General features: G+C 68.6%; 15 protein-coding genes. 10 read left to right on the top strand and 5 right to left on the bottom strand.

Annotated features, from left to right (window positions below; translation table 11 throughout):
• The first annotated feature begins 2 nt into the window (after window positions 1-2).
• From AC0IZJ_RS03560 to AC0IZJ_RS03540, 5 genes are all read left to right on the top strand, one after another.
• Entirely contained in the window at window positions 3-3,200 is a 3,198-nt protein-coding gene (locus tag AC0IZJ_RS03560) for a glycoside hydrolase family 2 TIM barrel-domain containing protein (RefSeq protein WP_471846710.1), read from the top strand.
• A gap of 87 nt (window positions 3,201-3,287) precedes the next feature.
• The gene (rhaS, locus tag AC0IZJ_RS03555) at window positions 3,288-4,289 is read left to right on the top strand and encodes a rhamnose ABC transporter substrate-binding protein (protein WP_471846708.1); all 1,002 of its coding nucleotides are present in this window, start codon (window positions 3,288-3,290) and stop codon (window positions 4,287-4,289) included.
• Between the two features lie 10 nt (window positions 4,290-4,299).
• Complete coding sequence (locus tag AC0IZJ_RS03550) at window positions 4,300-5,823, top strand: sugar ABC transporter ATP-binding protein (protein ID WP_471846706.1); 1,524 nt, start codon at window positions 4,300-4,302, stop codon at window positions 5,821-5,823.
• Entirely contained in the window at window positions 5,820-6,782 is a 963-nt protein-coding gene (locus AC0IZJ_RS03545) for an ABC transporter permease (protein ID WP_471846704.1), read from the top strand. The genes AC0IZJ_RS03550 and AC0IZJ_RS03545 overlap by 4 nt, the downstream gene beginning before the upstream one ends.
• A complete protein-coding gene (locus tag AC0IZJ_RS03540) occupies window positions 6,779-7,750 on the top strand; it encodes an ABC transporter permease (RefSeq protein ID WP_471846702.1) in 972 nt (323 codons plus the stop codon). Before AC0IZJ_RS03545 ends, AC0IZJ_RS03540 begins: the two co-directional genes overlap by 4 nt.
• Window position 7,751: 1 nt before the next feature.
• Here the strand turns inward: AC0IZJ_RS03540 and AC0IZJ_RS03535 are convergent, their stop codons facing one another.
• Genes AC0IZJ_RS03535 through AC0IZJ_RS03515 form a run of 5 tightly spaced genes read right to left on the bottom strand, consistent with a single transcriptional unit; the run spans window position 7,752 to window position 12,918 of the window.
• Window positions 7,752-8,558, bottom strand: a complete 807-nt coding sequence (locus AC0IZJ_RS03535; protein WP_471846700.1) for a DeoR/GlpR family DNA-binding transcription regulator — start codon at window positions 8,556-8,558, stop codon at window positions 7,752-7,754.
• Between the two features lie 49 nt (window positions 8,559-8,607).
• Window positions 8,608-9,552: an N-acetylglucosamine kinase gene (locus AC0IZJ_RS03530; protein WP_471846698.1), complete on the bottom strand. Its 945-nt coding sequence runs from the start codon at window positions 9,550-9,552 to the stop codon at window positions 8,608-8,610.
• Between the two features lie 5 nt (window positions 9,553-9,557).
• Window positions 9,558-10,724 carry an AgaS family sugar isomerase gene (locus AC0IZJ_RS03525; protein ID WP_471846696.1) on the bottom strand — a complete coding sequence of 389 codons (1,167 nt, stop codon included), beginning with the start codon at window positions 10,722-10,724 and terminating at the stop codon, window positions 9,558-9,560.
• Between the two features lie 11 nt (window positions 10,725-10,735).
• Entirely contained in the window at window positions 10,736-12,022 is a 1,287-nt protein-coding gene (locus AC0IZJ_RS03520) for a D-tagatose-bisphosphate aldolase, class II, non-catalytic subunit (protein WP_471846694.1), read from the bottom strand.
• Window positions 12,019-12,918, bottom strand: a complete 900-nt coding sequence (locus tag AC0IZJ_RS03515; protein WP_471846692.1) for an EamA family transporter — start codon at window positions 12,916-12,918, stop codon at window positions 12,019-12,021. Before AC0IZJ_RS03515 ends, AC0IZJ_RS03520 begins: the two co-directional genes overlap by 4 nt.
• 382 nt (window positions 12,919-13,300) lie before the next feature.
• Between AC0IZJ_RS03515 and AC0IZJ_RS03510 the strand changes: the two genes are divergently transcribed.
• The 5 genes from AC0IZJ_RS03510 (at window position 13,301) to AC0IZJ_RS03490 (ending at window position 23,956) form a co-directional block, all read left to right on the top strand.
• Window positions 13,301-16,150, top strand: coding sequence for a TonB-dependent receptor (locus AC0IZJ_RS03510; RefSeq protein ID WP_471846690.1), 2,850 nt, complete (start codon window positions 13,301-13,303; stop codon window positions 16,148-16,150).
• A 67-nt stretch (window positions 16,151-16,217) separates the two neighbouring features.
• On the top strand, window positions 16,218-17,315 hold the full coding sequence (locus tag AC0IZJ_RS03505) for an amidohydrolase family protein (protein ID WP_471846688.1): 1,098 nt from the start codon (window positions 16,218-16,220) through the stop codon (window positions 17,313-17,315).
• Window positions 17,312-20,011 (top strand): alpha-galactosidase, encoded by a 2,700-nt coding sequence (locus AC0IZJ_RS03500; protein WP_471846686.1) that lies wholly within the window; start codon window positions 17,312-17,314, stop codon window positions 20,009-20,011. Before AC0IZJ_RS03505 ends, AC0IZJ_RS03500 begins: the two co-directional genes overlap by 4 nt.
• Window positions 20,008-21,897, top strand: coding sequence for an NPCBM/NEW2 domain-containing protein (locus tag AC0IZJ_RS03495; protein WP_471846684.1), 1,890 nt, complete (start codon window positions 20,008-20,010; stop codon window positions 21,895-21,897). The genes AC0IZJ_RS03500 and AC0IZJ_RS03495 overlap by 4 nt, the downstream gene beginning before the upstream one ends.
• Window positions 21,898-22,063: 166 nt before the next feature.
• Entirely contained in the window at window positions 22,064-23,956 is a 1,893-nt protein-coding gene (locus tag AC0IZJ_RS03490; RefSeq protein WP_471846682.1) for a DUF4832 domain-containing protein, read from the top strand.
• Window positions 23,957-23,969: the final 13 nt, after the last annotated feature.

The following is a 23,969-nucleotide window of genomic DNA, read 5'->3' as shown; positions in this document are numbered from 1 at the left end:
TGATGGCGCTGTTGTTGGGCGCCGCAGCGGCGGTGGTGCAGGCGCAGGCGCCCCAGGTGCAGCCCGTGCAGGTGGACGCCTCGCGGCCCGACTGGGAGAACCCGGCGGTGTTCGCGCGCGGCAAGCTGCCGGCCGTGGCGACCCACTTCCCGTTCGAGAGCCGCGCGGCAGCGCTGGCCGGCGACAAGACCCGCTCGGTGCGCTACCAGTCGCTGGACGGCCCCTGGTCGTTCAGCTTCTCGCCGTCTGCGGACAACGTACCGACGGGCTTCGAGAAGCCGACCTACGACGTCTCCGGCTGGAAGACCATCAAGGTCCCCGCCATGTGGCAGGCCGAAGGCTATGACCAGGCCCGCTACAACAACATCACGTATCCCCACCCGGCCAACCGGCCGCTGATCCCGCACGCCACCAATCCGGTGGGCTCCTACCGGCGCACGGTCGAGGTGCCGGCGAGCTGGGCCGGACAGGACGTCATCCTGCACATCGGCGCGGCCGGCTCGGCCTACCGGGTCTGGGTGAACGGCGCGGAGGTGGGCTATTCGGAGGACTCCAAGCTGCCCAGCGAGTTCGACGTGACGGCGCTCCTCAAGCCCGCTCAGAAGAACGTCATCGCCGTCCAGATCCACCGCTGGTCCGACGGCTCCTACCTGGAAGACCAGGACTTCTGGCGCGTCTCCGGCATCGAGCGTTCGGTGTACCTGAAGGCAGTACCGAAGGCCCGGCTGACTGACCTGTTCGTCCACGCCGGCCTTGACAAGGACTATCGCCACGGCCTGCTGTCCACCGACGTGACGCTGACCGAGCGCGCCCAGCCGCTGCAACTGCGCATGACGCTGCTGGACGGCGACCAGGTGGTTGCCACGCAAGCCGGCACGGTCGCCGCCGGCGCGGCCCGCACCGAGACGCTCGTCGCGCCCGTGCCCAACGTGCGCCAATGGACGGCCGAAACGCCCAACCTCTACACGCTGCTGGTGGAACTGCTCGACGCCGACGGCAAGCTCATCCAGGCAACGCCGCAGCGCATCGGCTTCCGCACGGTCGAGATCAAGCGCGGCCTGGTCATGGTCAACGGCCGGCCCATCGTCATCCGCGGCGTCAACCGCCACGAGCATGACCCCGAGACCTTCCATGTCATGTCGGAAGCCTCCATGCGCCGCGACATCGAGCTGATGAAGCGCAACAACATCAACGCCGTGCGCACCTCGCACTACCCGAACGCCGAGCTCTGGTATGCGCTGGCCGACGAGTACGGCCTCTACGTCATGGACGAGGCCAACATCGAGAGCCATGCCTACATGGACTATGGCAACAGGTTTCCGGAGCTGCGGCAGAAATTGCAGCTCGGCTTCGACCCGGCGTGGGAGGCCGCGCACGTCAGCCGCGTCATGAACATGGTCGAGCGCGACAAGAACCACCCCTCAGTGATCTTCTGGTCGCTCGGCAACGAAGCGGGCATCGGCCCCACCTTCGAAAAGGCCGCCGCGGAAGCACGAAAGCGCGACCCCTCGCGGCTGATCTCCTATCTCGGCTGGGGCACGCTCGACTGGGAGCACGCACCCAACGCCTATGTCGACATCTACGCGCCGATGTACGACGACATCGAGAAGATGGTGGACTGGGCGACCGACCCGAGCCGCACCCAGCCCATGATCCAGTGCGAATACGCCCACACCCAGGGCAACTCGGGTGGCAACTTCAAGGACTACTGGGACACGATCTACCAGCACGAGAAGCTGCAGGGCGGCTTCATCTGGGACTGGGTCGACCAGTCGATGTATCGCACCACCAAGGACGGCAAACGCTACTGGGGCGACGGCGGCGAGTACGGCCCCAACCCGGGTGGCGACATCGAGTTCGGTGACGGCCTCATCCAGCCCGACCGCACGCCCAACCCGCACGTCTACGAGGTGCAGAAGGTCTACTCGCCGATCCAGTTCGAGGGCTTCGACGCCAAGGCGGGCACGGTCGTGGTGCGCAACCGCCATGACTTCCGCGACCTGTCGGGTTTTGCCTTTGAGTGGGTGCTGCTGGAGAACGGCATGAGCATTGCCACGGGCACCATGAAGGGATTCAAGACATCGGCGCGTGCGACGCAGACGCTGGCGGTGCCCGTCCACCTGCACAAGCGCAAGCCGGGTGCGGAGTACCTTGTCACCATCCGCGCCAGGACCCTCGCCGGCGCGGTACCGCTGGTGCCCGAAGGCCATGTGGTCGGCTGGGAGCAGTTCGCCGTCGAGCCGCACGCCATCACGCTGGCGCAGCCTGCAAGCGGCTCAGTCACGCTGACCGAGAGCGCCGACGCCACCACTTTGTCGGCCGCCGGCGTCACGCTGACGCTGGACCGCAAGACCGGCTTGCTGGCCGGTTATGGCAAGGCCGGCCAGCCGCTGCTGAGCGGTGGTCGGCCGAACTTCTTCCGCGCCGAGACTGACAACGACACGCTGACCGGCACGGTCCGCCAGCAGGCGCCCTGGAAGCTGATGACTGGCGAACGCCAGGTCCGCTCGGTGGTGAGCCGCCGCCTGGCGGGGGGCGGCGCGGAGGTGATGGTCGACCACCACCTCGGCGCCGGCGCGGCCCGCTTCACCACCACCTACACGATGGGCGGCGACGGCAGCGTCGACGTGGCAGCGCTGTTCACCCCACTCAAGAGCGACCTGCCGCCGCCGGTGCGCGTCGGCCTGTGGTTCGACATCCCGCTGACGATGGCCGATGTCGGCTGGTATGGCCGCGGCCCGCACGAGAGCTATGTTGACCGCAAGACCAGCGCGGCCGTCGGTCTGTGGCGCGGCGCCATTGCCGAGCAGAACCACGACTACATGCGTCCGCAGGACACCGGCAACAAGGTCGACGTGCGCTGGCTGGAGGTCTCCGGCGGCGGCCACGGCCTGCGCGTGGAGGGCAAGCAGCTTTTCATGGCCAACGCGCTGGCCTTCCCCTACACCGACCTCTATCGCCGCCCGCCCGGCACCTGGAAGAGCAGCGACATCGTCCCGCGCAGCCACGGCACGTTGCTGATCGACGGCGCGCAATGGGGCGTGGGCGGCGACAACTCCTGGAGCCCTGTCGGCCAGCCGCATATGCAGTACCGCACGAAGCTGGAACCCGTCCGCGTAGCCTTCCGCCTGCGGCCGTTCGACGGTATGGGCAGCACGGCGGAGCACGGCTTGCCTGCACAGGCGACGATGCCGCAATAGGAAGCTTCGCTCAACCGCTTGCGCGTTGTGGGCCGAGAGACCGGATAGCCTGCCGCAGCCTTGGCCCCTTCTTTCCTGGACCGCACCATGACCCTCAGCCGCCGCACGCTGGCATTTGCCGTTTCCGCCGCCGCCCTCTCTTTGGCTGCCCAGGCCGCGCAGGCCGCCGACAAAATCGCCCTCGTCGCCAAGAGTTCCGGCAACGGCTTCTTCCTCGCCGCCCACCAGGGCGCGCTGGAAGCGGCCAAGGCGCTGGGCGGCGTGGAGATCGTGCTCGCCAGCCCGTCCAAGGCCACCGCCGAGGGGCAGATCGAGGTCATCAACACGCTGATCGCGCAGAACGTGAAGGCGATCGTTGTGTCCGCCAACGACCCCGACGCGCTGGTGCCCGTGCTCAAGAAGGCCATGGCACGCGGCATCAAGGTCGTGTCCTTCGACTCGGCGGTGCGCAAGGACGGGCGCCTCGTGCACCTCGCGCCGTCGTCCAACGCGCTGATCGGCCAGAAGCTCGTCAGCCTGACGACCGATGCCATCGGCAGCAACGGCGAGATCGCGGTGCTGTCGGCCACGGCCCAGGCGACCAACCAGAACCTGTGGATCGCCGAGATGAAGAAGGCGCTGGCCCAGCCCGCGGCCAAGGGGCTGAAGCTGGTCAGCGTGGTCTACGGCGACGACCAGACCGACAAGAGCTATCGCGAGGCCCAGGGCCTGCTCAAGAGCTACCCCAACCTCAAGGCCATCGTCGCGCCGACGACGGTCGGCGTCGCCGCCGCCGCCAAGGCCGTGCAGGACGAGAAGAAGGTGGGCCAGGTCTTCGTCACCGGCCTGGGCCTGCCGTCCGAAATGGCCGGACATGTGCGCAGCGGCGCGGTGAAGAGCTTCGCCATCTGGAACCCCATCGACCTGGGCTACGCCGCCGTCACCATCGCCCACGGCCTTGTCACCGGCAAGGCCACGGCGAGCCCGGGCGCCAAGATCAGCGTCGGCCGCGTCGGCACGGTCACGCTGGACGCGAACACGGAAGGCGTGATGGCGGAGCCCTTCACCTACGACGCCGGCAATGTCGACAAGTTCGCCAAGTTCTTCTGATCCTGCCGCCGTGCTCAGCCTGCGCGGCATCCACAAGCGCTTCGGCCCGACGCATGCGCTGCGCGGCGTCGACCTTGAACTGAGACCCGGTCAGGCGCTGGCCGTCATTGGCGAGAACGGCGCGGGCAAGTCGACGCTGGTCAAGATCCTGACCGGCGTGCATCAGGCCGACCAAGGCGAGCTGTGGCTGGACGGCCAGCCGCTGCGCCTGCAAGACACGCATGCGGCGCAAGCGGCGGGCATCGTCGCCGTGCACCAGGAAACGGTGATGTTCGAGGAGCTGACGGCGGCCGAGAACATCTTCATCGGCCGGCAGCCCATGCGCGGGCCGGCGGGCCTGCGGGTGGTCGACTGGGCGACGATGAACCGGCTGGCCCAGCAGGTGCTGGACGAGGTGGGTGCGGGCTTTGCCGCCACCACGCCGGTCAGCCAGCTCAGCTTGGCGCAGCGCCACCTGATCGAGATCGCGCGGGCGCTGTCGCACCAGGCCCGCGTCGTCATCCTGGACGAACCGACCGCCGCGCTGTCGCAGGCCGAGATCCGCGATTTCTACGGCCTCGTGCGCGGCCTGCTGGCGCGTGGCGTGGCAGTGCTGTTCATCTCGCACAAGTTCGATGAGCTGTTCGCCGTCTGCGACAACTACGTGGTGCTGCGCGATGGCGCCTCGGTGGGCAGCGGCCGCATGCAGGAGGCCAGCGAGCCGGAGCTGCTGCGCCTGATGGCCGGCCGCAGCATCGAGCAGGTCTACCCGCGTGTCGACACGCTGCCGGGCGAGGTCGTGCTGGAGGCGCGCGACCTCAGCCACCCGACGGAGTTCGACGGCATCGGCTTTGCGCTGCGGCGCGGCGAGATCCTGGGCTTCTACGGCCTCGTCGGCGCGGGTCGCAGCGAGGTCATGCTGGCGCTGATGGGCCTCAAACCGCTGGCGCGGGGCAGCATCACCATCGATGGCCAAGTTAGGCGCATCCGTGATGCGGCCGACGCGATCTCTCTGGGCCTCGCCTATGTGCCCGAGGAGCGCCAGCGCCAGGGCGGCATCCTCGATTTCTCGGTGCGGCACAACCTCAGCCTCGCCGCGCTGGCCGGACCCCGGCATGCGGTGAACGGCCAGGTCTCGCGCGGCCCCTGGCTGTCTGCCGTGCGCGAGAGCGCGCTGGCGCAGCGGCTGATTGAGCGGCTGAAGATCAAGACCGAGAGCCAGGACACGCCGCTGGCCGGCCTCTCGGGCGGCAACCAGCAGAAGGTCGTCATCGGCAAGTGGCTGGGGCTGCACCCGCGCATCGTCATCCTGGACGAGCCCACCAAGGGCATCGACGTCGGCGCCAAGCAGGCCGTCTATCAACTGGTGGCGGAGATGGTGGCGCAGGGGCTGGCTGTCATTCTGGTGTCGTCCGAACTGCCCGAAGTGATGCACCTGGCCCATCGCGTGATCGTCATGCGGCGCGGCAGGCAGGTCGCCGAGTTCCAGCGCGGCGAGGCGGATGCAGAAGCCATCGTGGCGGCGGCTTCCGGCCTGAGCAGGCAAGCCGCATGACGCGGCGAGATTGGGCGCTGGCCGCCGTCATCGTGGCCATCACTCTGGCCGTGGGCTTGCGGGCCCCTGTGTTCCTCACGCCGCGCAATGCGCTGGACATCGCCAACGATTCGGCGCTGCTCGCCATCCTCGTCATCGGCCAGATGCCCGTTCTGCTCACGCGCGGTATCGACCTGTCCGTGGCGTCCAACCTGGCCCTGACAGGCATGCTGGTGGCGCTGGCCGGCAAGCTCTTACCCGGGGTAGGCGCGCCTGTGTTGATCCTGCTGGCGCTCGCACTCGGCGCAGGGCTCGGCGCTCTCAACGGCTGGCTGATCACGCGCTTCGAGCTGCCGCCCATCGTCGTCACGCTGGGCACGATGTCGGTGTATCGCGGCGCCATCCATCTCGTCAGCGGCGGCGCCTGGGTCAACGACCAGGACATCCACCCGGCCATCAAGGCGCTGCCTCGCGCGGAGCTGCTGGGGCTGCCGCTGCTGGTGTGGCTGGCGGCGGTGGTCGCAGCGCTGGGATGGTGGCTGCTGCGGTGGCGCCGGGAAGGACGTGACCTCTACGCCTGCGGCGGCAATCCCGCTGCGGCGCGGGTCGTCGGCATCCCGGTGGCGCAACGCGTTCGGCTGGCCTACACGCTGTCGGGCGCGCTGGCCGGGCTCGCCGGCGTGCTCTGGGTCGGGCGCTATGCGATTGCCTTCACCGAGCTGGCCGCCGGCTTCGAGCTGACCGTGATCGCAGCCTGCGTCATCGGCGGCGTCAGCATCGCAGGCGGGGTCGGCACGGTGGCTGGGGCGCTGCTGGGCGTGCTGTTCATCGGCGTCATCAATGCGGCGCTGCCGGTCATCCACGTCTCGCCGTTCTGGCAGCAGGCGATTGCCGGCGCGGTCATCCTGGTGTCGGTGCTGCTGAATTCGCGGGTGCAGCGCCAGCCGGGGCAGCAGATCCTGGAAAGGCGAACGCCATGAAAGCCTGGGGTTCCTGGGAAAGGGTGCTGATGGCGCTGATCGTCGCCGTCTACGTCGGCTTCGGGCTGGGCATCGACGGCTTCGCGTCGCCTTATGCCGTGGCCGACAGCACGACCAACATGTCGGAGAAAGCCTTGATCGCGCTCGCCATGGCGCTGCTGATCATCGCCGGCGAGATCGACCTGTCCATTGCCGCGACCATGGCGCTGTGCTCGCTGGCCATGGGCCATGCGATGCAGGCCGGTGCGGGCGCTGTCGGCATGCTGGCCGCCGCCCTGGGCTGCGGCATCGCCTGCGGCGCCCTCAACGGCTGGCTGGTCACGCGCTGGCAGCTGCCCTCCATCGTCGTCACCATCGGCACGCTGTCGCTGTACCGCGGGCTGGCGCTGGTGCTGCTGGGCGACCAGGCCATCACCGGCTATCCGGAGTGGCTGAGCCAGTGGGGCAACGGCACGCTGGGCGACCTGGCGGGCCTGCCCTGGCTGATCGTGCCGATCGAGTTTGGCGTCATGCTCGCCGTGGCCGTGGCCTTCATCCTGCTGCAACACCGCACGGTCCATGGCCGCCGCATCTACGCCATCGGCGCCAACCCCGTGGCGGCGCGCTTCTCGGGCATTGCGGTGCAGCGCTACCGGCTGGGGCTGTTCACGCTGGCGGGCGTGATGGCGTCGCTGGCGGCGGTGCAGCTGACCGGCCGCATCGGCAGCACCCGGCCCAACCTCGCCATGGGCTGGGAGCTGGAAGCCATCACCCTGGTCATCCTCGGCGGCGTGGCGATCAACGGCGGGCGCGGCAGCATCGTCGGCGTGCTGCTGGCGACCGTGCTGCTGGGCGGTTTCACCTTCGCGCTGGGCATGCTGAATGTGTCCGGCATGGTGATGACCCTCGTCGTCGGCGCGCTGCTTGTCGGCGCGATGGTGCTGCCGCAGTTGACCAGCAAGCGCGACAAGTCTGCCCGTCAGCGGTGAACTAGGCCAGCACGACCTCGATGCCGCGCCCGCGCAGCTGATCGACGATGGCCTGGTCGGCGCCGCTGTCGGTGATCAGCATGTCCAGCTGTTCCACCGGCGCGATGACGGAGAGGTTGCGCTTCATGAGCTTGGAGGCGTCGGCCACGGCCACCACCTGGCGGCTGATCTTCATCATCTGCGCGTTGAGCTGGGCCTCCAGCAGGTGCGGCGTCATCAGGCCGATGTCGGGGTCCAGGCTGTCGACGCCCAGGAAGAGGCGGTCGGCGTACAGGCCTTGCAGCGCGGCCACGGCCTGCGGGCCCGACAGCGAGTAGGAGTTGGGCCGCAGCTGGCCGCCCGGCATGATGAGGGTGACGTGCGGCACCGTGGCCAGCAGGCCGGCAATGTTCAGCGCGTTGGTGATGACGTTCAACGACGTCAGCTTCAGGCCGCGGATCTGCTTGGCGATCTCTTCAGTGGTGGAGCCCGAGTCGAGCAGGATGGTCTCGCCGTCGCGGATCAGGCGCACGGCCTCGGCGGCGATGCGCACCTTCTGCTCGTGGCGCAGCTTCTGCTTCACGCCGATGGGCACTTCCTCGGTGTCACGCTGGGCCAGCGCGCCGCCGTGGGTGCGCAGCACGGCGCCGGTGGACGCCAGTGAGTTCAGGTCGCTGCGGATGGTGACGACCGAAGTGCCGAAGCGCTCGGCCAGCTCTTCCACCGTGACGCGGCCCTGGCTCTGCACCAGCTCGCGGATGAGCCGGCGTCGCTCGTCGATGAGCAGCGGGCTTTCGGTTTTCGCGGGGGAGGTGGTGGGGGCGGGCATGAAGGGGTCGAGAGGCGGAGCCGACTTTCGAATGATATCGACGAGAAGCTCAGCCGAGCCTGGCCAATGCGGCGGGTGCAAGCGACTGGCCGGCCAGTCGCGCGGCGTACAGCGCGGCGCCAAGTTCGGGGCCGAAGCGCGGCGTCTTCAGCACGGCACCGGGCAGGCGGCGGGCGAGGGCTGCGCTGAGCGGGCCCAACACCAGTTCGCCCGCCGCGAACACGCCGCCCGAGTAGGACACGGGCACGGCCCGGATGCCCGTCACGCCGAGGTTGCGAGCCACGCCCGCCGCCAGCGCCGCCAGCTCGTCGCCTGCGCGCACGAGCAGTTGGCGGGCCTGCGTGTCACCGGCCTTGGCGGCGGCTGTGGCCAGGCGGGCAACCTGCGCGAACTGGCTGCGCGCGGCGCTGCCGTTGATGGCGGCGCAGACGTCGAGGTCGTGCTTCAGGCCGAAATGCGCGCGCACCAGGTCCATCAGCGCGCCGGGTTCGGCGCGGCCGTCGGCCATGCGTGAGAACAGCGCCAGCACCTCGCGCGCCAGCCAGTGGGCCGAGCCCTCGTCGCCGAAGACCTCGCCCCAGCCACCACAGCGCGCGCTGCGGCCCATCCATTCGCCATAGGCGATGGAACCCGTGCCGGCGACCAGGCTGATGCCGTCAGCACCCGCCAGCGAGCCGGCCCAGCTGCAGACCATGTCGTTGCCGACGGTGCTGCGCGGCAGCAGGCCGGCCAGCAGCGTGTCGAATGGCGCGAGCAGCGCGCTGTCCTCGCCGTGCGCGGGCAGGCCGGCGAAGGCATGGGCGATGTCAGACGCGGGCACGCCGGCCTGACCGAGCACAGTTTGAACACCGTCATGCAGCAGCGTGCGCAGCGCGTCGAAGCCAATCTCGAGGTAGTAGCTCGTCGTCGACTCGTGGCGCGCGAGCAGGCTGCCGTCCGCGCTGATGAGGACGAAGGCGGTCTTGGTGCCGCCGCCGTCTATGCCTAAAAACATCGCGCTCATCCTCGCTGATGTGGTTGCGTCAGGGGATGGATGGTGACACCGCTGACGACGCGGGTGACGGTGCCCGAGGCGCTGGGGTTGTCGGGCGTGATGCCGCGCTGCAGCGATGCGAGCAGGGCCAGGCATTGCGCGAAGACGAGGGCGACCGGCGCCAGGGCCAAGTCGGGTGCCGAGGTGGGCAGGGCGAGGGTCACGTCGTCGGCATGGCCGGCGGCGTCGGTGCGCAGCGCCAGCACGCGGGCGCGGCCTTCGCGGCGCAGTTCCTGCAGCAGGTCCAGGTCGTACTGGCGCGTGTAGGGGTCGTTGGACAGGAAGATGACGACGAGGGTGCTGTCGTTCAGGATGGTCTTGGGTCCGTGGCGAAAGCCCAGCGTGGAATCGGCCAGCGCCACGAGCCTGCCGTCGGTCAGCTCCAGCAGTTTCAGCGCGGCTTCGCGGGCCAGGCCCAGCAGCGTGTTGCTGCCGAGGTAGACGACGCGCTCAAACGGCTGCTCGGCCAGCGCATACAGGCGGTCCGTCTCGCGGTCCGCGAGCGACTGCGCGGCTTGCGCCAGCGAGGTGACCGACGGCAGTGCCAGGCTGAAGGCCCAGGCGGCGGCCAGCAGCATGCCGGTGAAGCTGGAGGTCATGGCGAAGGCGCGGTCATGCGTCTCGTCGGGCAACAGCAGCACATGGACATTGGGCTTGCCGGCCAGGCGCTGGTTCAGCGTGCCGGCGGCCGCGCAGGTCACGACGAGGTGGTGGCAGGTCTTGACGAGGCGGTCGGCCAGCTCCACGGCGGCCAGGCTCTCGGGGCTGTTGCCGGAGCGCGCGAAGGACACCAGCAGCGTCGGCACTTCGGGCTGCAGGCACTGCTCGGGGCTGGAGACGATGTCCGTCGTGGCCACCGCTTCGATGCGGATGCCGGCGCGCTGGCCGAAGTGGCGCAGCAGGGCCGGCGCAATGCACTGGCCGATGAAGGCAGAGCTGCCGGCGCCCGTCAGCACGATGCGCAGGTCGGGCAGGGCCAGCAGCGGCGCCAGGAAGGCATCGAGGGCAGGGCGCTCGGCCTGCAGTTGGGCGTGGACCGTCTGCCACACAGCTGGCTGATGAGCGATCTCGCGGGCGGTGTGGGCAGCGCCCCGGTGGTCGAGGTCGGTGGGGTCGAGATGGAGCAGGGTCATGTCGAGATCAATCAAGCTGCACAGGCATGGAGATAGGGGCGCAGGGCTTGGACGGTGCCGTCGCGCAGCAACGAGTCGGTGCCGGTGGTGATCCGGCCGTCGCGCACCGCTTCGTACTGGCGCGGCAGGTACTGGCTGAGAAGCGTCAGCGGCGGCGGCGTGGCGTCCAGGCGGGCCAGCATGGTTCGGCAGGCTTCGCGCACGGCGGGGTGGGCCCAGTAGTAGCGGATGCGGTCACTCAAGCTGTAGGCGAGGTCGACGGTAAGCCGGGCGGGGTCCTGGTAGTAGCCCTTCCAATGCTCGGGCTCTTCGCGCATGACGCCCAGCACCGTGGCCACCAGGCCTTCGCCCTTGCCCACCCACTCGCGCTCGACGGCGGCCAGTGCCCACAGCGTCTCGCGCAGCGCGAAGGTCACGCCGGGGCCGACCTTGAGGATGGCGAAATGGTCGCGGGCCAGCTGGGCCAGGCGCTCGGGCGTCTGGTAATCGGTCGAGTGGGCTTCAAAGATGAGGCCGGGCTGGCTTTCGATGAAGGCGCTCAAGGCCTGCGCCTTCTCGGGGCGGTAGTCGATGACCTTGTGGTGGTCGAACTCCACGCCGGGCTGCACCACCATGGCGACGACGCGTTCCCAGGCCAGGTCGAGCCCGGCGCGTGCGAAGGCGTGGCGGTGCAGTTCCAGCGTGGCGGCGGCGGCCTCGGGCGAGGTGACGGCCAGCTCGCCCAGGTCCTCGTGCGCGCCACCCGGCACGGGCACTTCGGTGCCGATGACGTAGACGGGCGGGTCACCGCGGTCCGGTGCATCCCGCCAGGCTTGCTCGGCCGCATGGCACAGGCGCACGGCGCGGGCGGCGATCTCGGGTTCGGGCAGCGGCACGGGATCGCCGGCGCAGCTCATGGAGCAGTCCAGGTGGATCTTGCGGAAACCGGCTGCCACGTACTGCGCCACCATCACTTCCGCCTTGGCCATGGCGGCATCGGCCGTCAGCTTGCGCCAGGCATTGGGGCCCAGGTGGTCGCCGCCCAGCAGCAGCAGTTCGGGCGCCAGCCCTTCCGCTGCGGCCATGTCCATCACGTAGCGGCGGAAGTCCATTGGCGTCATGCCCGTGTAGCCACCGTCCTGGTTGACCTGGTTGGACGTCGCCTCGATAAGGGCGGGCCGGCCTTGCGCGGCGCATTCGCGCAACGTGGCGGCGATGACGACGGGGTGGGCCGAGCAAACGGACGGGATGCCGATGGCGGCGTGTTCAGTGGGGCGTGCGCGCTTGTGGCGGCGCACGAGGTCGAGCATGAGCTTCATGCCGCTTCTCCTTGGGCAGATGGGGCGGGGGTTTCGGGTTGCAGCGCCAGCAGCAGCGCGGCGAGCAGGGCCAGCGCGATGCCGGCCAGCTTGGCGCCGCTGGGCGTGGTGCCGCTGAGGGCCATGGACAGCACGGCCGTCAACAGCGGCGCACCGGCGTTGACGAGAGGTGACACGACCATGGCCTTGCCGTAGCGGAAGGCATAGACCAAGGTGAGCGCGCCGATGGCGTTCAGCACCTGCGTCACGGCCGCGAGGCCGGGGCCTTGCCAGCCCCAGTTGATGGGCTGGCTGAAGTCGGTCATCGCCAGCGCCACCGGCACACAGGCCAGCGCGCCGACGGTCATGTAGAAGAAGATGCTCTCGGCGCTGCTGCCGGCGTTCGCCAGCTTGATGAAGTAGGCCTGCAGGCCCCATGCGGCCAGCACGACGAGAGCCAGCACGAACCACAAGCCCAGGCCTTGGCCACCCTCGCCGAGCTGCAGGTCGAACAGCGGCAGCGCGCACAGCGCCAACACGATGCCCACCACGCCCAGTTTGCCGGTGCGCTCGCCCAGCAGGCCGAAGCACAGCGCGATGGTGATGGCCGGCGACAGCGACACGATGGGGAAGATCAGATAGGCCGGGCCGGACTGCACCGCGCGGAACAGCAGCATCTGGCCGCCCGCGCCGAGCAGGCCGACGGTCAGGCCGAGCACTACGGAGCGCCGGTCGCGCTCGATGCGCCAGCCGCTGCGCGCCAGCACGATGACGGCGGGCGGGACCATCGTCAGCGCCCACACCACATAGATCAACGTATCGGGGAAACCGTGTCCGGCGGGCAGGCCGGCGAAGGCGCCCCACACGCCCCAGAGCAGGGTCGTGAAGAGGGCATGGAAGAGCCATTTGCTCTGCATGGGCAGCATCTTTCGGGTTGCAGGATGACCAGCGGCCAACTTTCGTGTGAAAGCATAAACGAACGAAAACGAAAACACAACGCCGTTGGTGTTTTCGTATACGAAATTTTGCAGGTCGGTCCTAAATGTCGATATAGCTCTGGGCGTCGCCTCTATGTCAGCGCGATGGAAGCCTTTCGTGGCATGATTCATCGAAAGCATTCGGCATCGGTGAAAACCATATACGAAATCAAACGAAAGAATTCGTAGACTTGCGGCAAGCCGGTTCGGGACAGTTTCCTGAGCCGGCAAGCCCAAACCGGGGAAGCGCTTCCCTGGCCCCTGCAAGCCGATTGCTTCTGGCTGCCCTGACGGCAGCCGCGCCACAAAAAGGAACCGTTCGATGAGTCCTCGACTGCACCCCCCCGCCATCGCAGCGCAAGCCCATGCCGGCTTTGCGCTGCACCCCCTGACCGTGGCCGGCCTGCTGGCCCTGGCGGCGTTCGGCGCCCCCGCCCTGGCCCAGGAGGCTGCTCCCAAGGCCGAGATCGACACGCTGGAGCGCGTGGAAGTCACCGGCACCCGTGCCAGCCTGCAGAAGTCGCTGGCCCTGAAGCGCAACGCCGCCGGCGTTCAGGACAGCATCAGCGCCACCGAGCTGGGCCGCTTCCCGGACAACAACGTCGCCGACTCGCTCAGCCACATCACCGGCGTGTCCATCTCGCGCACGGCGGGCGGTGAAGGCCAGAAGGTCAGCATCCGCGGCCTGGGCCCCGACTACACGCTGACAACCTTCAACAACCGCCTGCTGGGCACGGACAGCGCCGGCCGCTACTTCGCCTACGACGTGCTGCCCGCCGACGTCATCAACGGCGCGGACGTCATCAAATCCGCACAAGCATCCTTGACGGAAGGCGCCATCGGCGGCCTGGTGAACCTGCGCTCCGCCAGCCCGTTCGACCAGAAGGGCCAGCGCGGCCTGCTGCGGCTGGAGGCCGACCGCAACCAGATGAGCAGCCTCAACGGCACCAAGCTGTCGGGCACCTACAGCAACACCTTTGGCAACGACTGGGGCGTGCTGCTGGGCGTGGTCTACGCCAAGCGCGACGTGCGCACCGACACGGCCGGCAACGACGGCGGCTGGAGCCGCAACCCGGCGCCGAACAAGCCGGAACTCTTCTGGCCCTGGGGCAACACCTGGGGCGGCAACATCGACCCCAATGGCAATGGCCAGCTGGACCTGGATGAGGAAGGCCTGATTGCGCCGGGGCAGTTCCGCTTCGGCTCCATCATGGAGAAGAAGGAGCGCCTGGCGCTGTCGGGCAAGGTTGAGTGGCGGCCGAGCAGCGACCTGAAGGTCGTCGTCGACGGCTTCAAGACGCGGCTGGACTCGCCGCAGGTCGGCTACCAGCTGTCGTTCTACCCGCTGTACGCGCCGGGCCGCTGGTCCAACATGAAGATCAGCAACGGCGTGGTCACCGACTTCACGCTGGCCAACCCCGACCCGGAGCTGGCGCTCAACCCCGAGCTGCTGAACAAGACCGAGTACCGCGTGGTGGACACGGCGATGTACGGCGCCAACGCGGAATGGAAGCTCTCGCCGACGCTGACGTTGACGGGCGACATCTACGAGTCGACGTCGAAGCGCCACTCCGGCGGCAACGACAGCTACGTCGTGCTGCGCATGAACCAGCCCAACACGACGCGCATCCAGCTGACCGGCTCGGCGGTGCCTGACGTGAAGACCACCTTTGCCGACGGCCGAGACCTGCAGACCGGCCTTGAGCAAGGTTTGTTCAAGGCCAGCGACTTCAACACCCACTACTACAGCCGCGCCGGTGACAACATCGACGACAAGATCAGCGGCGCCACGGCCAACCTCGACTGGAAGCTGGACCGCTTCCACATCGACCAGCTGAAGTTCGGCCTGAGCCAGACCAACCGCAAGAAGTCGCGGGACATGATCAACAACGCCTTCAATGCCGGCGCCGATCACTACTCGGGCAACTACGCGATCAACGTCGGCACGCTGGGCGGCAACGTCATCAACCAGACGTTCAGCCCCGACGGCTTCCTGGGCGGCGTCAGCGGCAACTTCCCGCGCAGCTTCCTGGGCTTCGATATCGCCAACTACGCCGAGGCGCTGAAGGCCTACGACGGCAAGCCGCGCCCCGGTGGCGGCGTCTACAGCTCGACCGCGTCCGGACCGGCCTGGAACCCGCTGGAAAGCTACCGCGTGACGGAGAAGACGACGGCCGCCTTCGTGCAGGCCGACCTGTCGGGTGACGGCTGGAACGCGGACGTCGGCGTGCGCTTCGTGAAGACCAAGACCTCCTCGCAGGCCTGGGACGCCAAGCTGACCGACATCATCGAGAACGGCGCCTTCAACTACACCGCCGTCTATGCGACGCCGACCGTCCTGAACCAGGAGGCCAGCTACAACTTCGCGCTGCCGACGGTCAACTTCACCTGGCTGTTCACCGACAACCTGCAACTGCGCCTGGGTGCGGCGAAGACCATGGCGCGGCCGTCGGTCGACAAGCTCGCGCCGTCAAGCACGACGGCCAGCATTTCCTGGGGCGACTTCACGCAGATCTACAGCGGCAACGCCGAGCTCAAGCCCTACAGCGCCCGCCAGTACGACGCCTCGCTGGAGTGGTACTACAGCAAGGACTCGGCGCTGACCTTCGCCGTCTACCAGAAGAACATCAAGAACCAGATCACCAACCTCTGGCTGGCGGGCCAGGACATCGGTGCGCCGGGCGGCCGCTTGTTCAATGTGCAGCGGCCCGTCAACGGCGACAAGGCCACGGCGCGTGGCTTCGAGATCGGTTTCCAGCACCTGTTCGACAACGGCTTCGGCGTGCGGGCGCAGTACACCCGCAACAAGTCGCGGGCCTGGGTGGGCGGGGAGGAGCGTGCGCTGGAAGGCATCGCACCGGCGACCGCATCGTTCGGCGTCGTCTACGAGAAGGGCCCATGGAGCATGAGCGCCACGGCCGACCATACCGATGCCTTCGTCACCGCTACCAACGTGCTGGGTGCCAACTTCAACGAGACGGCCAATGCCACGACCTGGGTGACGGCGCAGGTGGCCTACGAGGTGAACAAGTGGCTGCGCATCAGCCTGGAAGGCAACAACCTGACGGACGCGGTGCAGGCACCCAAGCTGGGCAACGGCAGCATCAGCCTGCCCAATGGCTACTACCGCTACGGCCGCGCCTTCACCCTGGGCGCTAGTCTGAAGTTCTGATGCGGAACGAAGCGGGCCGGCTCAATGAGCGGCCCGCGCTTGGCCCCGATGTATCCGGAATTTGCTGATGCGAAACCTTGTCTCCTCCGTTGCCGCCCTGCTTGCCGGGGCGGCCTTTTTATCCTCCGCGCAGGCGGCCGAGACGAGCTACACGATGGCCGACTACGGCCGCGTCGCGAAGATCGACGTCCACCTGCACCTGCACAACCCGGCGCCGGCCTTCATGGAAGCCGCGAAGCGCCAGAACTTCAAGGTGCTGACGATCAACGTCGACTACCCGGACTTCCCGCCGCTCGCTGACCAGCAGCGCGTGGCGATCCAGTTGCAGAAGGCGTTCCCGCAGGACGTGGCCTGGGCCGCGAGCTTCTCGGTCGACGGCTCCGACCAGCCCGCCTGGCTGCCCGCCACGCGCCAGCGCATCGACGCGGCGCTGAAGGCCGGCGCCGTCGGCGTGAAGGTGTGGAAGAACATCGGCATGAGTCTCAAGGGCGCCGACAACAAGCTGGTCATGATCGACGATGCCCGCTTCGCGCCGCTGTTCGACGACTTCGCCAAGCGCGGCATTCCGCTGCTCGGCCACCAGGGCGAGCCGCACAACTGCTGGCTGCCGCTGGAGAAGATGACGGTCAACAATGACCGCGAGTACTACAAGGCCCATCCGCAGTACCACATGCACCTTCATCCCGAGATGCCCAGCTGGGAGGCGCAGATGGCCGCGCGCGACCGCATGGTGGCGGCCCACCCGGGCCTGCGCTTCATTGGCGTGCACCTCGCTTCGCAGGAGCGTGACGTGGGGGAGCTGGCCGCCTTCCTCGACAAGTTCCCCACCGCCGTGGTGGACGTGGCGGCGCGCATCGGCCAGCTGCAATACCAGAGCCAGAAGGACCGCGAGCGCGTGCGCCGCTTCTTCGTCAAGTACCAGGACCGCATCCTCTACGGCAGCGACATGGCCCAGGCGCCCGACCAGGACGGCGCTGAGCTGAGCAAGGAAGCCGAAGGCGTGTGGCGCATGCACTGGCGCTACTTCAACACGGCGGACAGCTTCAAGGTGAGCGACCTCGACAAGCCGGTGCAGGGCCTGGCGCTGCCGCGCGCGGTGGTGGACAAGCTCTACCGCACGAACGCCGAGCGCGCCTTCCCCGGCGCCTGGGGAGCGAAGCGATGACGGCTCGCCGTGCATTCCTCCAATGGCTGGGTGCCGCGCCGCTGGCGTCGCAGCTGCCGCTCGCCCAGGCCGCCGAAGGCAAGGGCCATGTGCGCGTGCAGGACGCTGCCCTGTCCCTGCAGTTCGACGAGCAGATGCGCTGCCGCGTCGTCAGCCTGTTGTTCAAGCAGCCCGTCACGCTGACCGGCTTCGACGCGAGCGAGCATCTCGTCGTGAAGGGCAGGGCGCTGAGCCGCTTCACGCTGCAGCAAGCCGAGCCGGGCAAGGCTGTCACGCCATTCGGCGCCGGTCAGACGCTGCGCCTCGTCGGCCGTTCGCAGGAAGGCATCGAGAAGCGCGTCACCGTCACGCTGCTGGACGAACACCCCGGCGTCGCGCTGCTGGACGTCAGCTACACGAACGCCGGCGACAAGCCGATCACCATCGACGCCTGGGTCAACGCCGCCCACCGCCTGGCCGCGCCGCCGCGCCACGCGGGTGGGTGGTGGACCTATTCCGGCGCCAGCCATGCCGACCGCCGCGACTGGGTGCAGCCCGTCAAGCGCGGCTTCGAGCAGCGCAACTTCATGGGCATGAATGCGTCCGACTATGGCGGCGGCACGCCGGTCGTGGATGTCTGGCGCCGCGATATCGGCATCGCCATCGGCCACCTGGCCCTTCAACCGCAGCTGGTTGCGCTGCCCGTGAAGGCCGCCGGTGATGCCGTTGACATCTCGCTGCGCAGCGATGCGCCGCAGACGCTGAAGCCCGGCGAGGTGCTCACCACGCCGCCCAGCTTCATCGCCGTGCACCGCGGCGACTTCTTCGTGCCGCTGGACCGCTACCGCCGCCTGATGGCCGCCCAGGGCCTGGCCGCGCCCGAGCCGCCCTCCAGCGCCTACGAGGCGCAATGGTGCGCCTGGGGCTATGAGCGCGACTTCTCGCTGGCGTTCGTCCGCGCCACGCTGCCCAAGGTGCAGGCCCTGGGCTTCAAGTGGGCCGTGCTGGACGACGGCTGGCAGGTGAAGACCGGCGACTGGACGCCCGACCTGGCCAAGTTCCCACGCGGTGCGGACGACATCAAGGCCTTGGTGGCCGACATCCACGCCCGCGGCATGAAGGCCCGCCTGTGGATCGCCCCGCTGGCCGTGGCGCCGGGCAGCGACGAGCTGCACGACCACACCGACCTGCTGCTGCTCGACAAGGACGGCGCGGCACAGGACGTGACGTGGTGGAACGCCTTCTACCTCTGTCCCGCCTATGAGAAGACGCAGGCGCGCCTGGCTGCCACGATCAAGATGATCATCGGCGACTGGGGCTTCGACGGCCTCAAGGTCGACGGCCAGCACCTCAACGGCGTGGCGCCGTGCTTCAACCCGGCGCACAAGCACGCGCGGCCGGAGGAGTCGGTCGAGGCCGTCTCGACCTTCTACAAGGTCATGCACGACACGGCCCACGTGGCCAACCCGGAGGCTGTCGTGGAGGTCTGCCCCTGCGGCACCAGCTATGCCTTCCACAACATGCCGTTCATGGACCAGGCGCCCGCGTCCGACCCGCTGTCCAGCTGGCAGGTGCGCCACAAGGGCAAGACGCTGAAGGCGCTGATGGGCCCGTGGTCCGCATACGCCGGCGACCACGTCGAGCTGAGTACCGGCGGGCAGGACTTCGCGTCCAGCGTCGGCATCGGCGCCGTGGTGGCCAGCAAGTTCACCTGGCCGGTGGACCCCAAGCCCAAGGACTCCTTCCTGCTGACGCCCGAGCGCGAAGCGCATTGGCGCCAGTGGGTCGACCTCTACAACCGCCAGCGCCTGGCCGAGGGCCGCTACCGCGGCGAGCTGTATGACCTGGGCTTTGACAAGCCGGAGACCCACGTCGTCGAGCAGGGTGGGGCGCTGCACTTTGCGTTCTATGCGGAGCAGTGGGACGGCCCGGTCACGCTGCGCGGTCTGGGACATGGCCGCTGGACCTTGCGTGATTCGCTGACCGGCAAGGCGCTTGGCGTGGTGAGTGCCGACAAGCCCACGCTGCCCCTGCGCTTCACGCACAGCCTGCTCATCGAGGCCCGGCCCGAGGCCGCTGACACGCTGCCCGTCGCCTTCGCCGGCAAGGTGTCCCGAGTGGGCGCCGACGGCTTCCCGATCGCCTCGCAGTGGGCCGACGCGCCCACCACCTTCTTCCGCCACGACTGGCAGGGCAAGGCGCTCGCCGGCCCGCAGTCCACCCGCGTGCAACTGTTGCGGACGCCAGGCCAGCTCTACCTGCGCTTCATCTGCAAGTACGAGGCGCTGACCACCTTCGAGCGCGCAGGGTCCGCGACAGACATCTGGCCGCTGTGGGAGCGCGATGTCGTCGAGGTCTTCCTGCAGGCGCCGGACCGTGCGGGGCTGAAGAGCTACCGCGAGGTGGAGGTGTCGCCCAACGGCCTGCTGCTGGAGATCGCCGTCGAGGCCTCTGGCAAGAAGCGCCTCGTCGGCGAGAGCCGTGCCAAGGCGGTTGTCGACGCCAAGCACAAGGTCTGGACGGCCGAGCTGGCTGTACCCATGCAGAGTGCGGGTGGCGCGGACGAGGGCTGGCGCCTGAACCTGTTCCGCGTGGAAGGGCAGGGAGCAGGCCGCGTCTATTCCTCCTGGAGCCCGACCAAGACCGCCAGCCCCGACTTCCACGTCCCCACGGCCTTTGGCCGCCTGCTGAACCTGAAGCCTGACACCGCCGCATGAAACTGCTTGCCCTCGCCCTTGCTGCCGCGACCTTCACCGCGCAAGCCCAGCAGCCGCTGGCAGCCACCGGCCGCTGGCAGCACCAGCCGGTCGGCAGTGCGCCGACGCCGCCCATGGGTTGGTCGAGCTGGAACGCCTTCCGCGTCGACATCACCGAGCAGAAGGTGCTGGACTCTGCCAAGGTCATCGTCGACTCCGGCCTCGCCAACGCCGGCTACCGCAGCATCAACGTCGACGACGGCTGGTGGCTGAAGCGCCGCACGAGCGACGGCCGGCTGCAGGTGCGCACGGGCCTGTTCCCGAGCGCCGCGACGGGTGGTGACAAGGGCTCGTCGCTGCGCCCCTTCACCGACAAGATCCACGCGATGGGCCTGAAGGCCGGCATCTACACCGACATCGGCCGCAACGCCTGCTCGCAGGCCTACGACGCCGACAGCCCCAACCTGCCCGAGGGCACACACGCCGAGCGCGAGGTGGGCCTGATGGGGTTCATGAAGCAGGACGTGGCCCTGTTCTTCGGCGAGTGGAATTTCGACTACCTGAAGGTGGACGGCTGCGGCCTGTCCTCCTATGGCCGCGACCGGCCGCACGTCGCCTCGGGCCAGTACCGCGAATACAAGCCGACCATCGTCGAAGGCAACATCAACCAGTCCGACATCGATGGCACCAAGGTGCTCTACGCCGGCCTCAAACAGGCTTTGCACGACGTACGACCGCGTGGCGACTACGTGCTGTCGGTCTGCCTGTGGGGCACCGTCAACGTGAGAAGTTGGGGCCAGGACTACGGCACCATGTGGCGCAGCAGCCGCGACATCGCCAACAGCTTTTCGCAGATGGTCCACAACTTCGACTCCGTGGCCACGCGCGAGTTCTACGCCGGCCCGGGCCGCTGGAACGACCCCGACATGCTGGAGATCGGCAACGGCGACTTCGATGGCAGTCACCTGCTGGAGGCCCGCACCCACATGGGCCTGTGGGCCATCGTCAGCGCGCCGCTGATGATCGGCACCGACCTGTCGAAGGCGTCGCCCGCGCTGATCGACGTGCTGAGGGCGCCCGAGGTGGTCGCCATCAACCAGGACCCGGCTGGCCATCAGGGCGTCATCGCCTATGCGGACAGCGACCGGCAGATCCTCGTGAAGGCGCTCGCCGATGGTCGCAAGGCGGTGCTGCTGTTCAACCGCACGGGCGCCGCCGCCAAGTTCACGCTGACCGCCGAGCACCTGAAGATGGACGCGACGGCGCCCATCGCGCTGCGCGATGCGTGGGCGCGTGCCGACGCTGGCACGCTCACGGGCCGGCGCGAGTTCGAGCTGCAACCGCGCGAGGCGCTGCTGTTCACGGCGACGGGCAAGCATGCGCTGCCACGCGGCTACTACCTGTCCGAGCGGCCGGGCAACGTCTACGTGGCGCGCGACGGCATCCGTGCGCTGGAGCAGGACCCCATCGGCTACCGCGCGCTGGCGTCCTGGTCCACCACCGACAACGGCGGCACCCGCCCGGCCTACGCCGGCTGGGGCGGCCCGCGCGCCGATTCGACGCCGTATGACCAGGGCTTGAGCGTGCAGCGCCAGGCGTTTCGCCATGGGCTCGGCGTGTTGGCCGACTCGCGGCTGCAAGTCAAGCTGCCTGCCGACCCGCAGCGCTTCACGGCCAAAGTGGGCGTGGACGACTCCACGCGCGGCAAGACGGCTGCGGTCAGCTTCGAGGTCTGGGGCGATGGCCGCAAGCTCGCTTCCACGGTGCCGATGAAATTCAACCAGCCGGCGCGCGAACTCAGCGCCGACTTGCGCGGCGTGAAGCTGATCGAGCTGATTGCGCGCCAGCACGGGGCCGACACCGCCGGCCCCCTCGTCGTGACCTGGGGCGAGGCTCGCATCGAGTAGCCCGGTCGCGCGGCACGTCCTTCTCTGCACTGTCTTTTGGCACCGGTCGCGCCGGTGCCCAGGCTGCGCTCGCGCTGACGCGGCCTGGTTCACGCTGTCCAGCGCACTGTGTGCCCAAACCTTCGGGCCTGACGCCCGATCCATCGAGGAGAACCAGATGCCTTCCATGAGCCCCTGCCCCCTGCCACGCAGCCGTCGCGTGTTGAAGCTTGGCGCCCCTCTCGCCGGCTGCCTCGGCTCGGCCCTGCTGGCCGCCTTGCCTGCCACCGCAACCGCGTCGCCGGTGGTCGCCAACGCGCTGAATGCCTGCATGGAGGCGAAGGTGGACACCTGGGACATCCGCCTGGCCACGTGCAACGCCGGCGCGCTTCAGGACTTCACGCTCGCGCCGGTCAGCACGGGCAGCGCCATCGTCACCCTCAAGAACGCCCAGGCCAACCTGTGCGTGGCTGCCACCGGCAGCAGCTCCGGTGCGTTCGTGGAGCTCAACACCTGCTCTTCCACCAACACGCGCCAACGTTTCCAGTCGGTGGCGCTGGCCGGCGGCTCGACGTCGCAGCTCAAGCTCGCGGCCAACAACCTCTGCCTGACCGCGCCAGTCCAGGTCGGCCAGGTCGGCTTTTCGGTGGCGACCTGCAACACCGGCAATGCAAGCCAGGCCTGGCGGTTCACGGCAGCCACACCCACCCCAACGCCGCCGCCGCCGCCCGCGCCCGGCCCCTCGCCAACGCCGGCACCCGCGCCGGTCGAAACGAGCTTCACCGTCAGCACCGCAGAGATCGCGAATCCCGAGCGCGGCATGTATGTGTGGGCGGCCGACAACCTGCTGCTGTGGACGCAGGCCGATGCCAACGCGCAGTTCCAGGCCGGCTACCGTGTCGTCTACGCCGCCGTGCGCCTGGACGCCTATGCCAACAGCGCGCTGCCGGCCAGCCTGCTCACGCAGCTCACGGAGCGTTTCGCGATGGCGCGCAATGCCGGCCTGAAGCTCGTGCCGCGCTTCCTCTACAACTACCCGGAGAACGAGACCGAGTACCAGAACGTGAAGGACGCGCCGCTCACGCGCGTGCTCGGTCACATCGACCAGCTCAAGCCCGTGCTGACGGCCAATGCGGACGTCATCGCCTATCTGCAGGCCGGCTTCATCGGCGCCTGGGGCGAGTGGCACACCTCGTCCAACAACCTCACGGCCGCCGGCCCGCGCACGCAGATCCGCGACGCGCTGCTCGCTGCGCTGCCGGCCGACCGGTTCCTGCAGCTGCGCTACCCGGCCTATCTGATGGAATGGGCGCCGCAGGTGCCGAGCTGGCGCGACGGCTCGGCGGCCTCGCGCATCGGCGCGCACAACGACTGCTTCCTGGCCTCGGCCACCGACGTCGGCACCTACAGCGAGAACGCCACGACCCGCCAGACCGAGCGCAACTACATCGCCGCGCTGTCGCGCGTGGCGCCTTTTGGCGGTGAGACCTGCAACCCCGCCGATGAGTCGAACGCGGTGCCGCGCTCCACCTGCAACGACATCCTGACCGAGGGTCGGCAGTTCGGCCTGAGCTACCTCAACAACGACTACTACCGCGAGCTGTTCCACACCAGGTGGGAGGCGCAGGGCTGCATGGCTGAAGTGAGGCGCAGCATCGGCTACCGCTTCGAGCTGGCCACGCTGCGGCACAGCGCGGCGGTAACGGCGGGGCAGTCGGGCGACATCCTCATGACGGTGCGCAACAGCGGCTGGGCGCGCGCCTTCAACCCGCGTGCGGTGCAGCTGCTGCTCAAGCACAAGACCACAGGTGCCGTCGTGCGCATCTCGCTGCCGGCGGTCGACCCGCGGACCTGGCTGCCCAACAGCACCAGCACCGTGTCGACGGCATTCACCGTGCCGGCAGGAACGCCAGCGGGTGCCTATGACCTGCTGCTCAGCCTGCCCGACGGCGCCGCATCGCTGAGCACCGACGTCCGCTACAGCGTGCGCCCGGCCAATGCGGACAACGCGGCCAAGGCCCAGGTCTGGGATGCGGCGTTGGGTGGCTTCCGCACCGGGACGACGTTGACCGTCCGTTGACACCAGGAGACCT

Source organism: Roseateles sp. AC306 (assembly GCF_979253795.1).
Note: the sequence above shows the minus strand (reverse complement) of the source record. Positions and strands in the feature narration are given on the sequence as shown.

Excerpts from the sequence above, each read along its gene's own strand:
- AC0IZJ_RS03515 (WP_471846692.1), bottom strand. The coding sequence starts at position 12,918 with ATGCAGAGCAAATGGCTCTTCCATGCCCTCTTCACGACCCTGCTCTGG.
- AC0IZJ_RS03535 (WP_471846700.1), bottom strand. The coding sequence starts at position 8,558 with ATGCCCGCCCCCACCACCTCCCCCGCGAAAACCGAAAGCCCGCTGCTC.
- AC0IZJ_RS03510 (WP_471846690.1), top strand. The coding sequence starts at position 13,301 with ATGAGTCCTCGACTGCACCCCCCCGCCATCGCAGCGCAAGCCCATGCC.
- AC0IZJ_RS03530 (WP_471846698.1), bottom strand. The coding sequence starts at position 9,552 with ATGTTTTTAGGCATAGACGGCGGCGGCACCAAGACCGCCTTCGTCCTC.
- AC0IZJ_RS03545 (WP_471846704.1), top strand. The coding sequence starts at position 5,820 with ATGACGCGGCGAGATTGGGCGCTGGCCGCCGTCATCGTGGCCATCACT.
- AC0IZJ_RS03560 (WP_471846710.1), top strand. The coding sequence starts at position 3 with ATGGCGCTGTTGTTGGGCGCCGCAGCGGCGGTGGTGCAGGCGCAGGCG.
- AC0IZJ_RS03490 (WP_471846682.1), top strand. The coding sequence starts at position 22,064 with ATGAGCCCCTGCCCCCTGCCACGCAGCCGTCGCGTGTTGAAGCTTGGC.
- AC0IZJ_RS03505 (WP_471846688.1), top strand. The coding sequence starts at position 16,218 with ATGCGAAACCTTGTCTCCTCCGTTGCCGCCCTGCTTGCCGGGGCGGCC.
- AC0IZJ_RS03525 (WP_471846696.1), bottom strand. The coding sequence starts at position 10,724 with ATGACCCTGCTCCATCTCGACCCCACCGACCTCGACCACCGGGGCGCT.
- AC0IZJ_RS03540 (WP_471846702.1), top strand. The coding sequence starts at position 6,779 with ATGAAAGCCTGGGGTTCCTGGGAAAGGGTGCTGATGGCGCTGATCGTC.
- rhaS (WP_471846708.1), top strand. The coding sequence starts at position 3,288 with ATGACCCTCAGCCGCCGCACGCTGGCATTTGCCGTTTCCGCCGCCGCC.
- AC0IZJ_RS03495 (WP_471846684.1), top strand. The coding sequence starts at position 20,008 with ATGAAACTGCTTGCCCTCGCCCTTGCTGCCGCGACCTTCACCGCGCAA.
- AC0IZJ_RS03520 (WP_471846694.1), bottom strand. The coding sequence starts at position 12,022 with ATGAAGCTCATGCTCGACCTCGTGCGCCGCCACAAGCGCGCACGCCCC.
- AC0IZJ_RS03500 (WP_471846686.1), top strand. The coding sequence starts at position 17,312 with ATGACGGCTCGCCGTGCATTCCTCCAATGGCTGGGTGCCGCGCCGCTG.